Origin of the sequence: Sorangium sp. So ce128, assembly GCF_051525245.1 — a bacterium.
GTDB lineage: Bacteria > Myxococcota_A > Polyangia > Polyangiales > Polyangiaceae > Sorangium > Sorangium cellulosum_B.
In genome coordinates, this window is the sequence record NZ_CP150313.1 from 420,722 (window position 1) to 434,110 (window position 13,389).

The 13,389-nt window shown below is 72.2% G+C and carries 13 protein-coding genes and 1 tRNA gene; 12 read left to right on the forward strand and 2 right to left on the reverse strand.

Translation table 11 applies throughout. The features are described 5' to 3' along the window. Positions 1–103 precede the first annotated feature (103 nt). The 9 genes from WME82_RS01625 (at position 104) to WME82_RS01665 (ending at position 7,811) form a co-directional block, all read left to right on the forward strand. Positions 104–802, forward strand: coding sequence for an RNA polymerase sigma factor (locus WME82_RS01625; RefSeq protein ID WP_438041389.1), 699 nt, complete (start codon positions 104–106; stop codon positions 800–802). A gap of 204 nt (positions 803–1,006) precedes the next feature. Next, complete coding sequence (locus WME82_RS01630) at positions 1,007–2,350, forward strand: NAD(P)/FAD-dependent oxidoreductase (protein ID WP_437743842.1); 1,344 nt, start codon at positions 1,007–1,009, stop codon at positions 2,348–2,350. Positions 2,351–2,391: 41 nt separating this feature from the next. Continuing rightward, positions 2,392–3,084, forward strand: coding sequence for a helix-turn-helix domain-containing protein (locus tag WME82_RS01635; RefSeq protein ID WP_437743843.1), 693 nt, complete (start codon positions 2,392–2,394; stop codon positions 3,082–3,084). 159 nt (positions 3,085–3,243) lie between these two features. Then, the gene (locus WME82_RS01640) at positions 3,244–3,567 is read left to right on the forward strand and encodes a DUF2325 domain-containing protein (RefSeq protein WP_012232960.1); all 324 of its coding nucleotides are present in this window, start codon (positions 3,244–3,246) and stop codon (positions 3,565–3,567) included. Next, entirely contained in the window at positions 3,564–4,619 is a 1,056-nt protein-coding gene (locus WME82_RS01645) for a sulfate ABC transporter substrate-binding protein (protein ID WP_437743845.1), read from the forward strand. Before WME82_RS01640 ends, WME82_RS01645 begins: the two co-directional genes overlap by 4 nt. Positions 4,620–4,624: 5 nt before the next feature. Continuing rightward, a complete protein-coding gene (gene cysT, locus WME82_RS01650) occupies positions 4,625–5,527 on the forward strand; it encodes a sulfate ABC transporter permease subunit CysT (RefSeq protein ID WP_437860870.1) in 903 nt (300 codons plus the stop codon). Next, positions 5,527–6,432, forward strand: coding sequence for a sulfate ABC transporter permease subunit CysW (gene cysW / locus WME82_RS01655; protein ID WP_438041390.1), 906 nt, complete (start codon positions 5,527–5,529; stop codon positions 6,430–6,432). The genes cysT and cysW overlap by 1 nt, the downstream gene beginning before the upstream one ends. Before the next feature lie 259 nt (positions 6,433–6,691). Beyond that, positions 6,692–7,492, forward strand: coding sequence for a hypothetical protein (locus WME82_RS01660; protein ID WP_438041391.1), 801 nt, complete (start codon positions 6,692–6,694; stop codon positions 7,490–7,492). A 247-nt stretch (positions 7,493–7,739) separates the two neighbouring features. Next, positions 7,740–7,811 (forward strand) — tRNA-Cys (locus tag WME82_RS01665). A gap of 161 nt (positions 7,812–7,972) precedes the next feature. Here the strand turns inward: WME82_RS01665 and WME82_RS01670 are convergent. Further along, positions 7,973–8,383, reverse strand: a complete 411-nt coding sequence (locus tag WME82_RS01670; RefSeq protein WP_438041392.1) for an SET domain-containing protein — start codon at positions 8,381–8,383, stop codon at positions 7,973–7,975. 235 nt (positions 8,384–8,618) lie between these two features. Between WME82_RS01670 and WME82_RS01675 the strand changes: the two genes are divergently transcribed. The 3 genes from WME82_RS01675 to WME82_RS01685 all read left to right on the forward strand — a co-directional run bounded on the left by WME82_RS01675 (position 8,619) and on the right by WME82_RS01685 (position 9,698). After that, the gene (locus tag WME82_RS01675; protein WP_438041393.1) at positions 8,619–8,726 is read left to right on the forward strand and encodes a transglycosylase domain-containing protein; all 108 of its coding nucleotides are present in this window, start codon (positions 8,619–8,621) and stop codon (positions 8,724–8,726) included. Positions 8,727–8,871: 145 nt separating this feature from the next. Beyond that, the gene (locus WME82_RS01680) at positions 8,872–9,234 is read left to right on the forward strand and encodes a c-type cytochrome (protein WP_437743851.1); all 363 of its coding nucleotides are present in this window, start codon (positions 8,872–8,874) and stop codon (positions 9,232–9,234) included. Next, positions 9,231–9,698: a hypothetical protein gene (locus WME82_RS01685; protein WP_438041394.1), complete on the forward strand. Its 468-nt coding sequence runs from the start codon at positions 9,231–9,233 to the stop codon at positions 9,696–9,698. Before WME82_RS01680 ends, WME82_RS01685 begins: the two co-directional genes overlap by 4 nt. Positions 9,699–9,752: 54 nt before the next feature. Here the strand turns inward: WME82_RS01685 and WME82_RS01690 are convergent, their stop codons facing one another. After that, positions 9,753–13,379 (reverse strand): AAA family ATPase, encoded by a 3,627-nt coding sequence (locus WME82_RS01690; RefSeq protein ID WP_438041395.1) that lies wholly within the window; start codon positions 13,377–13,379, stop codon positions 9,753–9,755. Positions 13,380–13,389: the final 10 nt, after the last annotated feature.

The window sequence follows — 13,389 nt, forward strand, 5'->3', positions numbered from 1 at the left end:
CCCGCGTGTCTCCGCCCGCGCCGTTCAGCGTGATCCGCGGCCTTCGCGAGGTCCGCGCGGTGGCACCTGCCTTGCCAGTGCCAGTTACGCAGGAGGTCCCGCCATGCTCGTCCACGCCGCTCATGCCCCCGCCCGGTCCTCGAACCCAGCGCCGCCGCCGCCCGGCGCGACGCGCGCGCTCGGGCGCGGGCCGTCCTTCGGGGCGGCGCGGACGGCGCCGGGAGAGGGCTCGCGGGGAGCGGTCGACGAGCTGCTCCGGGGCCTTGTCGAAATGACACCGGAGCTCTTCGGCCGCGCGCTGCGGCTCTCCCGGACGCCCGCGACGGCCGAGGACCTCGTGCAGGACACGGTGGAGCGCGCGCTCCGGTTCGCGGGGAGCTACGAGCCCGGGACCAACCTTCGGGCGTGGGTGCACCAGATCCTCTTCAGCGTCTTCATCACCCGCTGCCGGCGCAGCCGTCGCGAGCGCAACGCCCTCGACGTGCTCGCGACCGACCCGTGCGCGTGGACGGCGCCGGAGCGCTGCGCCGACATGCACGCGCTCTCGCCCGGCGTGCGGCGCGCGCTCGCGACGCTCCCGCCGACCTTCCGTGACACCCTGGTGCTCGTGGACCTCGAGGAGATGTCTTACAAGGACGCAGCGACGCGGCTGGGCGTCCCGGTCGGCACCGTCATGAGCCGCCTGCACCGCGGCCGGAAGCTGCTCGCCGAGGTGCTGCGTGGCGAAGCGCCGGACGGCAAGGCCGAGGCGCCGGACGGCAAGGCCGAGGCGAGGAGCGACGTGAAGGCCGCGGCAGCATGAGCGATCGCGGCGGCGATCTCCGTCGCCCGCGACCGGGATCACGTCGCCCCTGCGCTGCGCCTCTGCGGCCCGATTCGCCGTCGCGACGAGGGCTCTTTCGGCCGCCTGCGCGCCGCGCCCGCCCGCTGCGCCTTCTTGCCGCGGTGATCTGGGCCCCCTACCATCGTCGTGCCACCGAGGAAGCGTTCCTCGCCAGGAGGCACCATGGCAACGACCGCGAGAGAGCCTCACGTCGTGATCGTCGGCGGAGGGTTCGGCGGCCTGAACGCGGCAAAGGCGCTCCGCGACGCGCCTGTCCGGGTCACCCTCATCGACAGGACCAATCACCACCTGTTCCAGCCGCTGCTCTATCAGGTGGCGACGGCCAGCCTCTCGCCGGCCGACATCGCGGTCCCGATCCGATCGGTCCTGTCGCGCCAGCGCAACGTCCGGGTCCTGCTCGGCGAGGTGACGGGCGTGGACCTCGCCGGCCGGCGCGTCACCGTCGACGGCGACCCGCTGGACTACGACTTCCTGATCCTCGCGGTCGGCGCGACGAACAACTACTTTGGCCACGAGGAGTGGGCCCGGTTCGCGCCGGCGCTCAAGAACCTCGACGAGGCGCTCACCATCCGCGAGCGCATGCTGCTCGCCTTCGAGGCCGCCGAGCGCGAGGAGGACCCCGCAGCGCGGCGGCGGCTGCTCACGTTCGTCGTCATCGGCGGCGGCGCCACGGGCGTCGAGATGGCCGGCGCCTTCGCCGAGCTCGCGCGCTACATCCTCGCGCGCGACTTCCGCTCCCTCGACCCTTCGCTCTCGCGGGTGCTGCTCGTCGAGATCGGCGCCCGCATTCTCCAGGCCTTCCCGGAGAGCCTCTCGGCGAGCGCCGAGGAGCAGCTCGCGTCCCTCGGGGTCGAGGTCATCAAGGGGCGCCGCTTCCGCAGCATCGACGAGCAGGGCGTGCTGTTCGAGGACGGCGAGCGCCTCCCGGCAGCGACCGTCATCTGGGCCGCGGGGGTCCGCGGCACCCCGCTCGCGCGCGCGCTCGGCGTCGAGCTCGATCGCGTCGGCCGCGTGAAGGTCGGGCCGGACTGCTCCCTCCCCGGGCACCCGGGCGTCTTCGCGATCGGCGACATGGCCACGCTCCGCGACCGGAACGGCGTCGACGTGCCCGGCCTCAGCCCGGCCGCGATCCAGGAGGGTCGCTTCGTCGCGCGCTGCATCCTCGATGATCTCGAGGGCCGCCCGCGCGGGCAGTTCGCCTACCGCGACAAGGGGACGATGGCGACCATCGGCCGCTCGCGCGCCATCGCGAAGGTCGGGCGCCTGCAGATGTCGGGCACGCTCGCGTGGCTCGCCTGGCTGGCCGTCCACGTGCTGTTCCTTATCGGCTTCAGGAACCGCTTCACCGTCATGTTCGCGTGGATGTGGCAGTACATCACCTTCAAGCGCGGCGCCCGCCTCATCACGGGCCATACCTCGCCGGTGCTCCTGGCGGCGCCCGCGCCTTCGGTGCGTCGCCCGTCGCCCGCGAGCCCGGTCGCGGAGGTGGTCTCCGGCGGCCCCTGAGCGCGCCCTTCCCCCCGCTCGCTTGACGCGCGCCCTCCACCATGGCGGATACGCGTCCAGTGAAGGCACGCAGAGCCCAGACACCCGCGCGATCGGCGGCCGCCGAGCCGCCGTCCCCACCCGCGCCCCCGGCGAGCGAGCCTGGCGGGGATGACCCGGCATTCGACGACGCGTCGGATCTCACGCCGGTCGTCGCCTCCAACCTGAAGCGGTTCCGGGCCGAGCGGGGCCTGTCGCTCGAGCGCCTGGCGAAGGCGTCCGGGGTGAGCCGGGCGATGCTGGGGCAAATCGAGCTGGGCCAGAGCACGCCGACCATCAACGTCCTCTGGAAGATCGCGCGCGCCCTCGGGGTCCCCTTCTCGGCGCTGATGAGCCAGGCGACCTCGCCCGTCACGACCGTCATGCAGGCCTCGCACGCGCGCATCCTGCGGTCTCGCAACGGCGACTTCTCTTCCAGGGCGCTCTTCCCGATGGACCGGCCGCGCAACGTGGAGTTCTACGAGCTCCGCCTCGCGCCGCGCTCGGTCGAGCACGCCGACGCCCACGCCCCGGGCACCGCGGAGAACCTGATCGTCACCGAGGGCTCGGTGGAGATCACCGTGGCCGGCGAGCGGCGCCTGCTCGAGACCGGCGACGCCATCCTGTTCGAGGCCGACAGCCCGCACAGCTACCGCAACCCGGGCAGCGCCGAGGCCGTCATGTACCTCGTCATGACCTACGGTTCGCGCGGGTAGCCCCGCCCCATTTCCGGACCCCGCCGGCCCCGTGTCCCTCCGGTATCCAAGACATGTCCTCCGTTATCCTGGCAGATCTCCCTTGCGTCCTCTGCTTTAGCGTGAGATATGTCCGTTATAGCGGCGGTCACCCGCTGCGAGGAGCAAGGAGGCGGAGCGATGCGGATCACCTGGATTGGTGGGTTGGATCGCAACCAGGCTCAGCTGGAGCGGATGGCGCTGCAGGCGGGGCACCACCTGGAGTTTCACACGGGCAACACGGGCGGCCGCGGGGCGGCCGAGCTGCGGGCGGCCATCGAGCGGGCCGATCTCGTGATCGTGCTGACCGACGTGAACAGCCACGGCGGCGTGCTCCTCGCCAAGAAGCTCTGCCAGAAGCTCGGTCGCGCGGCGTTCATGGCCCGGCGCTGCGGCGCCTCGCGCTTCCAGCAGCTGCTCGACGCGCTCGCGCAGCGGGAATCGCGGTATCTCGCGACTGGATGAGGGAGCAGGGACGATCGATGCGATGCTTGATGACGATGCTTTGTTGTGTGCTGGCGCTGGCGCTCTCGGCGTGCTCGAAGGGCGACGCGGCCGGCGCCTCGAAGTCGGGGTCGGTGCAGATACTGAACGTCTCCTACGACCCCACGCGTGAGCTCTATGAAGAGGTGAACGCCGCCTTCGCGAAGCGCTGGAAGGAGCAGAGCGGACAGGACGTCACCATCAAGCAATCGCACGGCGGCTCGGGCAAGCAGGCCCGATCGGTGATCGACGGGCTCGAGGGGGACGTGGTCACGCTCGCGCTCGCGTACGACGTCGATGCGGTCGCGTCCGCCGGGCTGATCAAGGAGGGATGGCAGGCGCGCCTCAAGGACAACAGCGCTCCTTACACGTCGACCATTGTCTTCCTGGTGCGCAAGGGCAACCCCAAGGGCATCAAGGACTGGGACGATCTCGTGAAGGAGGGCGTGGCGGTCATCACCCCGAACCCGAAGACCTCCGGCGGGGCGCGCTGGAACTACCTCGCTGCGTGGGGGTACGAGCTGAAGCGAGCGGGCGGCGACGAGGCGAAGGCGAAGGATTTCGTCGGCCGCCTCTTCAAGAACGTGCCCGTCCTCGACACGGGGGCGCGCGGCTCGACCACGACGTTCGTCGAGCGTGGGCTCGGCGACGTGCTGATCGCCTGGGAGAACGAGGCGCTGCTCGCGGTGAAGCAGAGCGGTAAGGACAAATTCGAGGTGATCGTGCCGTCGATCAGCATCCTCGCCGAGCCGCCTGTCGCGGTGGTCGACAAGGTGGTCGACAGGCGCGGGACGAGGGCGGCGGCGGAGGCGTACCTCGCCTTCCTCTCCACGGAGGACGGCCAGCGCATCGCGGTGAAGCACTTCTACCGCCCGCGCAACCCGGCGATCCTCGCGGCGGCCGAGTCGGAGGGTGTCTTCCAGAAGGTCGCGCTCTTCTCGATTGACGAGGTGTTCGGGGGGTGGCAAAAAGCCCAGAAGGCGCACTTCTCCGACGGCGGCGTCTTCGACCAGATCTACCAGGCCGGTAAGTAGACTTCGTGGCTCTCCTCTGGCGGCGACAGAGCGTTCTGCCCGGCTTCGGGCTGGCGATGGGGATTACGGTAACGTACCTGTCGCTGCTCGTGCTCGTCCCGCTGTCGATGATCTTCCTCAAGACGGCGACGCTCCAGCCCGCCGAGATCTGGGCGGTGGTGACCTCGCCGCGCGCCGTCGCCTCGTTGAAGATGAGCTTTGCCGCGTCGCTCATCGCGGCGGGCATCAACGCGGTCTTCGGCGTCCTCGTGGCGTGGGTGCTCGTCCGCTACAGCTTTCCGGGCAAGTCGATCGTCGACGCGCTCGTCGACCTGCCCTTCGCGCTCCCGACGGCGGTCGGCGGCATCGCGCTCACGGCCATCTATGCGCAGCAGGGGTGGGTCGGTCGGTTCCTGTATCCGCTCGGGATCCAGAGCGCGTTCAGCCGCCTGGGCGTCGTCATTGCGCTCACCTTCGTGGGGCTCCCGTTCGTCGTGCGGACCGTCCAGCCGGTGATGGAGGAGCTCGAGGTCGACCAGGAAGAGGCGGCGGCGTCGCTCGGCGCGGGCCGCTTCCAGATCTTCCGTCGCATCCTCCTGCCCGCGCTCTGGCCATCGATCCTCACCGGGTTCGCGATGTCGTTCGCGAGGGCGTTCGGTGAGTACGGGTCGGTCGTGTTCATCTCCGGGAACATGCCCCTCAAGACGGAGATCGCGCCGCTCGTCATCATGACCAAGCTCGAGCAGTACGACTACGCGGGCGCGACGGCGCTCGCGCTCGTGATGCTTCTCTGCTCCTTCGTGCTCCTCTTCCTGATCAACCGACTCCAGTCCTGGAGCGGCGCGCGCGGGTCGCGGAGCGCTGTCGAAGCGCCCCAGCCTGCGTCCGAGCGGCCCGCGGGGGCCAGAGCGCCCGGGGTCGCGTCGTAGTGGCTGGCGCGGCCGGCAAGCTGCAGTTCAGGTCGCGCGGGGCGGTGCGCGGCGCGACGTCCGAGCCCCCGCTGGTGCGCTGGGCGCTGACGGCGGCGGCGCTCGCGTTCCTCGGGTTCTTCCTCTTCCTGCCGGTCGTGGCGGTGTTCATCGAGGCGTTGAAGGACGGCCTCGCGGGGTACTGGCGGGCGATCACCGCGCCGGACGCCATCGCCGCCATCGAGCTGACGCTCACGACCGCGCTCATCGCCGTGCCGCTCAACCTCGTCTTCGGCGTGGCCGCGGCCTGGGCGATCGCGCGCTTCGAGTTCACGGGAAAGAGCCTGCTCGTCACGCTCATCGATCTGCCGTTCGCGGTCTCGCCGGTGATCTCCGGCATGATCTTCGTCCTGCTCTTCGGGGCGCAAGGGGTGCTCGGCCCCTGGCTCATCGAGCACGACCTCCGGGTCATCTTCGATCGTCCGGGGATCATCCTCGCGACGACGTTCGTGACGTTCCCGTTCGTCGCGCGCGAGCTCATCCCGTTCCTGGAGAGCCAGGGGGCCGACGAGGAGCACGCGGCGCTGTCGCTCGGCGCGAGCGGGTGGAGCATGTTCTTCCGCATCACCCTCCCCAACGCGAAGTGGGGCCTGCTCTACGGCGTGGTGCTCTGCAACGCGCGGGCGATGGGCGAGTTCGGCGCGGTGTCGGTCGTCTCGGGGCATATCCGGGGGCAGACCAACACCATGCCGCTGCACGTCGAGGTGCTCTACAACGAGTTCCACTTCTCGGCGGCGTTCGCGGTCGCCTCGTTGCTCGTCCTGCTCGCGCTCCTGACGCTCGTGGCGAAGCGCCTTATCGAGCACCGGGCGCAGCGAGACGCCGCTCCGGAGATCGACCCGGCGGCGAAGGCCGGCGCGGGGTGACGCGCGTGCTCCATCGCGCGCGGGACGGAGCGCGCGACGGAGCGAGGGCCGCTGGAGGACTCGGCACGAGCGGCACGAGAGGGAGCGCCGGGGACACGGCGCTTCCCTGGAATCGCCGTTGTCCAGGAGAACGGATGGCGCGCGGAGAACAGCAGATCTCGACGCTTCGACGCGGGTGAGCGCCGCGGGAGGTGCGCTGTCGGGGCGCGCCCAACTTGCGATTGGCCCCCGGCGCTCCAGGTTCGAGGGAGGGGTCACCATGCGGTTCTTCGAAGCGGTTGGGCGTGTGATCGGGGGAGCGCTGTCTCCTATCGCCGTGGGGGGCAGCTTCATCCGGAGAGCGAGGCTGTTCCATCCCGACGGCGTGGTCTACTGCGCGGGGGTGAAGGCGCTCGCGGTGGAGGGCGATGTCGGCGCACTGGCGCAGCGGCTGGCGGGGCCGGCGCTCGTGCGGCTCTCGGGCGCGATGTGGCGGTGGCGGGGCGGCAAGGGCGAGCGCCGCCCGGACGTGCTGGGGGTCGCGGTGCGCTTCCGGACCAGCGAAGAGGTGACGCCGGCCGCGAGCGCCGGCGATCAGGACCTCATCTTCGTGAGCGCGCGCCGACTTTTGCTGCTCCCGTTCGCCCTCTTCACGACGAAGAGGCACGACTTCCTGGACAACGACTACTACGCGCTGGCGCGGTTCGACGTGGCCGGCTTCGGTCGCGCGGAGTTCCGCCTGGTGCCGCTGCGCGCGGCGGTGGTGAAAGGCAACCGCCTGGAGAAGCTGGAGCGCGCCGCTGCGGCGGGGCTCGCGCTGCTGCGCCTCGAGGTGAGGCGAGGGGGCTCGCGCGCGCGGTGGATGGCAGTGGCCGATATGGAGCTGTACGAGCCGGTGGACATCGACCAGCGCGCCCTCCGCTTCAACCCGTTCCAGACGGGGAAGGGGATCGTGCCGCGCGGGCTGCTCCAGGCGACGCGGCGGGCGGTCTACACGGCCAGCTACATCGGGCGAGCCCTGGGGGCGCGGGAGAGGGTGCCGCGCGCGGGAAGGGCACGGCGCGGCGGGCGCGAACAGTAAGCCACGCGGGTGTTCTGGAGGGCTGCGGCGCGAACGCGCCGCAGCCCCCCTCCGCCGGCTCCAGGATCGGAACGGGAGGGAACTGGAAGCCGGAACGACGACGGAACGACGACAGAATGACGCCAGAACGAGCGTGGTGGAGCGCCGGCTGAAGGGACGGCTCGGCCGCGTGAATGTAGACGGCGGTATCAAAGGCGTTGACAGCCGCGCAGAGATGAGGCATGACCTCCCGCCGCTTCGAACAGTCGGTGAGGTAGCCAAGTGGTTAGGCAACGGTTTGCAAAACCGTTATACGCGGGTTCGAATCCCGTCCTCACCTCCGCAACGACGACAGTCCGGCCCGAGCGTTGACCGAGATGCCGCGGCCTCATGAGGCGAGCGCGGTGCGCCGGCGAAGCTGACGGGCGCTCGCCAGCGCGCCGGTATCGTCGACGTGAGCCGGAGCGGTACGGTCGCCACCACGGCGCTCGCGTCCTCGCCTCAGCGAGGATCGAACCAGGTGTAGCCGTAGTCGAAGCAGAGCTCCTCGCCCGCGTGGATGTCGCGGAGCGCGATGGCAGCCATCGAGTCCGGCACCGGACCGTCATTCATCTCGACGTTGGGTGTCGCCGAGTGGTTGTAGAGCGCGAGCAGCCCCCACGCATACGCCTTCTCCCGCCCCGGCTCCTCCCCCCACGTGAACACGTGATGGAGCGCCTGGCAGTCGCGGTGGTCCTCGCTCTTCAGATCCGACGCCTGGAAGCAGCTGACAGCGGCCCACTCGACGACGGCGCCCTTCGGCAGGAACCGGCGAGCGAAGACGCCCCGGCCCTTCCCGGGGATGCGGCGCCACACGACGTTCGGGTGGAACTGGTTCTCGGCGATGAGGGCGTCGATTTCCTGGTCGGTCATGGCAGGCGCCACCGACGCTATCACGCCCCGCCATCTCGGGTCACCGCCACGCCCCAGCAGGATACGCGGTGCCACCTGCGGTCCGGACCTCGCGCTCGAGTACAGCGGCGAGAGAGGGGCGTCCAGCGAGCGCGGCGGTGCTCGATCGCCTATCGGCAGCGCGGCCTATCAGCACGATCACCCAGCAGGTCGTGAAGAACGTGCTGCTCACGCACAGCGCACGCTGGACCGGAAGATGCGCGAGCTCCTCCTCGCCCGCCCCATCGAGCAGGAGCTCACGAAGGACCAGATCCTCGAGCTCTACCTGAACCACATCTATTTCGGGCACGGCAAGACGCAGTGATCGTCGCGAGGCGACCCGGCTCCTTCGGCGCCCCGCGCCGCGGCCTCCTGCTCGGGCTGGCCGGGCGCGCGGCGCCCTGGTGATCCTCGCGGCCGCGACACCGGCCCCACGCGGCGCCGCCGCGCGCTATGTTCGGCCCGCCCGCATGAAGTGGTCGCCGATCCTCGCCGCCCTGCTCCTGCTCGCGGCCGCGTGCAAGAGGCCCGACCCCGCCGAGGAGGCGGTCGCGCTCTCGCCGCAGGCCGCGAAGGGCAAGGCCATGTTCTCCACCCTCTGCGCGGCGTGCCACGCCCCCAGCGCCAAGCTGGTCGGCCCTCCGCTCAGCGAGATCGCAGCGCTCTACAGGACCGATCCCGCGGGCATCGTCCGCTGGGCCGTGACCCCGGGGCGAAAGCGCACCGACGTCCCCCCGATGCCCAGCTTCCGCGGCGTCCGGGAGTCGGATCTCGCCGACATCGCGCAGTACATCATCGAGGCCGGCACCGCGGCCGGAAAGCAAGGTCCATGATCTATTCGTTCGTCCTCGTCGCGCACTCGTGGCTGCGCTGGGTCGTCCTGCTGCTCGGGCTCCTGGCGCTCGCGCGGTCGGTCCGCGGCTGGGCCCAGCGGGGGCCGTGGACGGCGGCGGATCGCAAGGTGGGCGCGGCGTTCATCGGTTCGCTCGACGCCCAGCTCCTCCTCGGCGTCTTGCTCTACACCGCGCTCAGCCCGCTCAGGCCCACGTCGCTGGCCGCGCTGAAGGCCGCCATGCCCATCGCGGCGCTGCGCTTCTTCGCCGTCGAGCACATCTTCGCCATGATCGTGGCGGTGGCGGTCGCCCACGTCGCCTGGGCCCGGGCGAAGCGAGCCCCGGACCCCACCGCGCAGCACCGGCGCCTGGCGCTCGGCGTCGTCTTCACGCTGCTCATCATCCTCGCCGCCATCCCGTGGCCCTTCATGGCGTACGGTCGCCCGCTCTTCCGGCTGCCCTGAGAGGCCGTCCGCCGTCGCCTGCGCATCCCCGGAGCAGCAGCCCGGGGCGCCGGCTCACGCCACGTCCTCCCGGCTCATCCGGAGCAGCCACAGCGGGGCCAGCGCCTGCGACAGGCTCCGCACCAGCGACGACTCGGCATACCCCATCACGTAGTCCTCGATCTCGATCGGCGCAGTCGCGCCCGGGCGGCGCGGCGGGTCGAACCGGACCCGCCGCACCACCGGGAGGAGCTCGGCCGGGTTCGGCGGGAGCGCGCGCCCGCGCCGCGCCGCCTCGTCGAACGCCGCCTGCAGGTCGAGGTGCTCCCGGACCGCGCGCGCCGGCGAGAGGCCCGGCCGGGCCGGCAGGACGCGCACCCGCACCACCTCGGGGCCGCGCGAGAGCGACGTCCAGACGTGCGCGCCCGTCTCGAGCTCGAAGAAGTCCATCACGCACAGGCCCACGACGCTCAGGACGAGGAGCTCCGCCCCGCGCCCGGGGGCGGCGAGCATCGCCTCGATCCCCGCCGCCCCGCGGCCCTGCTCGACCACGCGCGCGCGCCCGTCGCCGTCGGACGCGCTGCCGAGCGGCGCGCACGCCCACCCCTCCACCTCCCCCCCTGCCTCGCCGTAGGCGCGCGCGAGCGCCTCGAAGAGCCCCTCCTCGGGCTCGTCGCGCGCGCCGGCCGGCCCCTCGTCGAAGCGCGCCGCGCGGAGCAGCTCGATCAGGACCGCGTGCTGGCCCGGCTCGTCCACCTTGCGGAGCGCGCGCCGGAGCGCGTGGCCCTCCGCGATGCACTCCAGGACCTCCTGCTTCGCCGGCCGGCGCAGCGGGCCCGGCAGCTGGCGCCGGTGGAACAGGCGCACCCGGGAGCGGCTCCACTCGTCCTCGACCGTCACGTAGCCGAACCGCCGCACCTCCAGGTCGAGGTGTTGTTGCTCGTCGTCGTCGCCGCTCCGCCGCCGGACGAGGTCGATCCGCTCGCGGAACGCCCGGATCGCGCCGCGCATGGCGTCGAGGTTGTAGACCGCCTCCGCGTGCTCGTGCGCCTCGGGCCCCTCGGCGGCGGTCCGGCCGTGCTCCGCGAGGTGGTAGCGGATCCGCTCGGAGAGGCGCGCGAGGCCGTCGCTCCGATCGAGCGCGTCGACGAACTCGAGCAGCGGTGAGAGCTCCGCCGTGAGCGCGCCGAGCGGCCTCGCCATGAGCGGCGCGAGGGCCCACGCCGCGGCCGCGGGCTCGGCCTCCGCGAGCGCCTCGCGGTGCAGCGCAAACGTGGGTGACGCGGGTGACCCGCGGGACGCGGCGCCGTCGCCCGCCGCGGCGGCGCCGTCGCCGCGCGCGGTCGTGAAGATGCGGATCACCTGCATCGCGGCGGGCGCGCCGCGGGTGAGCGCGTCGCTCAGCAGCGATCCGATCTCGTCCTCGATGAACCGCTTCACCGAGCGGGCGCCGTCCTCGGCCACGAACGCCTCGCGCGCGATCCGCTCGGCCACGCCGGCGCCCCGGCGCACGAAGACGCTCCGCTCGGCGAGCCCGCGCCGGCCGAGCAGCCGGTCGAGCTCCTTCTCGGCCACCCGCACCGCCACCTCGGGCGTCAGCGGGCGGAACGGCACGACGCGATCGATCCGGTTGAACAGCTCCGGCGGGAAGAAGTCGCGCACCGCCCGCGCGACCTCCTGGGCCGACTCCTCCGCGATCGCGAGCGCCCGCGCCTCCGAGAGCCCCGCGCCGCCGAAGCCGACCAGCGCCCGCGACCGCGCGCCCAGGTTGGACGTCATCACCACCACCGCGTGGTGGAAGTGCGCGGGCCTCGCCGCCGCGTCCGTGAGCCGCCCGTCCTCGAAGAGCTGGAGCAAGAGGCCGTGCACCGACGGGTGCGCCTTCTCGATCTCGTCGAGCAGCACCAGCGAGAACGGCTGCTCCCGCACCCGCTGCGTCAGGAGCCCGTCGGGCGCGTAGCGATCGCCGACGAGCCGCGCCGGCGCGTCCGGGCCGCTCTGCTCGCTCATGTCGAAGCGGAGCAGGCGCGACGCGCTGCCGTAGATGAGCTCCGCCATGCACCTGGCGAGCTCGGTCTTGCCGGTCCCCGTCGGCCCGGTGAAGAGGTACACGCCGTACGGGCGCCGCGGATCCACGAGGCCCGCCTTGATGCGCGCCACGAGGTCCGCCGCCGCGCGCACGGCCTCCGGCTGGCCGATCACCCGCCGGCCGAGCTCCTCCTCCAGCGCGCCGGCGTCGAGCGGCTCGTCGCCGCCCAGGAGGAGCCGCGGTACGCCGGTCTTCTGCGACAGGAGCCGCAGCACGTCCTGTGAGCCGATCGGCCGCGGCGCGTGGCCGCGCGCCGGCCCCGGATCCCCGGAGGGGGAGGGCGTCACGCCCGCGCGGACGACCTCGCGCAAGAGGTCGATGGCCTTGCCCGGCAGCGCCTGCGCCGAGAGGAGCGATCCGCCGAGGTCGAGGATCGTCCGCAGCACGTACGGGCTCACGCGGGCGGCGTGGCGCTGCTCGAGCGCGCGGACCTCCCGCACCATGAGGCGGAACGTCTCGGAGGGCGTCGCCTCGGGGAGGAAGAGCGGCGTGAACAGGGCCGCGAACGACGGGGACTCCTGCTCGAGGAGGCGGAACGCCTCGGGGGAGCACTCGCCGACCATCACGATCTCGCGGCGGGAGAGCGGGCCGCGGAAGAAGTCGGCGAGCGAGCGCTCGCTCTCGCGCGACCTGCCGATCCGGCCGAAGTGGTGGAGGTCGTCGATCACGAGGATCGCGCCGCGGCTGCGCGCGTCCTCGACGAGCTCGACGCACCGCTTCTCCCAGTCGCCGAGGTGGCTCATCCCGGCGATGAGCCTGCGGCCGCTCACGGCGACGACGTCGCGGACGCGGTCGAGGTTCTTGTGCGCGCCGTAGCCGTCGGCCGCGAGGAGATCGAGCACCGCCCGGTGGATCAAGGTCGTCTTGCCGCACCCCGGCGGGCCGACGACGACGACGGGCTGCGCCCTGCCCGCGCCGAGCAGCAAGGCGAGCTGCTCGCGCTGCGGCGATCGCGGCACGCCCGCGTCGAGATTGCCCTGGGCCGCGCGCTGCGTGAGGCTCACGCCGAGGTTCGGCAGGACCTTGAGGCCCCGGCGCTTCTTCCAGCGGAACGCCGGATCGGCGCCGGTGTCGTCGTCGCCTGGTCGCTCCGGCAGGTCCGCGAGCGCCGAGCGCGGGGCGCACGAGAACGACAGCGCCGCGATGCGCTCCTTGCCCCGGCTCCAGAGCCGCGCGATCTCGTCGTCGTCGAGCGCGGCCCACGCGATCTGGAACAGCGCGCGGAGCTGCTCGTCCAGCGGGAGATCCTCGCGGATCGGCGCGGCCTCGCCCTGGCGGGCGGGGTGGTAGGCGAAGACGACGCGCTCGTGCTCCGAGGCCCAGCGCGGCTCGAGCACGACGGGGCAGAGCCCGCTCACCTTGCGCCGCTCGGAGGCGCCGGAGAGCGTGAGCTCGAGGCGCACCTTCTCGATCCGGATGCCGCGGGGGAACTCGAAGCGCGCGAGCTCGGCCGCGCGCGCCTTCTCGAAGACGGCCCTGAGCTCCTCGGTGAGCAGGCGCCGGACGCGCTCCGCGTGCCGCCCCTCCCGCGAGCGCGTGCCCGGGCCGAGGCCGAGCGTCACGCACTCGACGTTCGTGGTCCGCCGTTCGAAGAGCGGGATCGTGAAGTGCACGGCCTCAGGG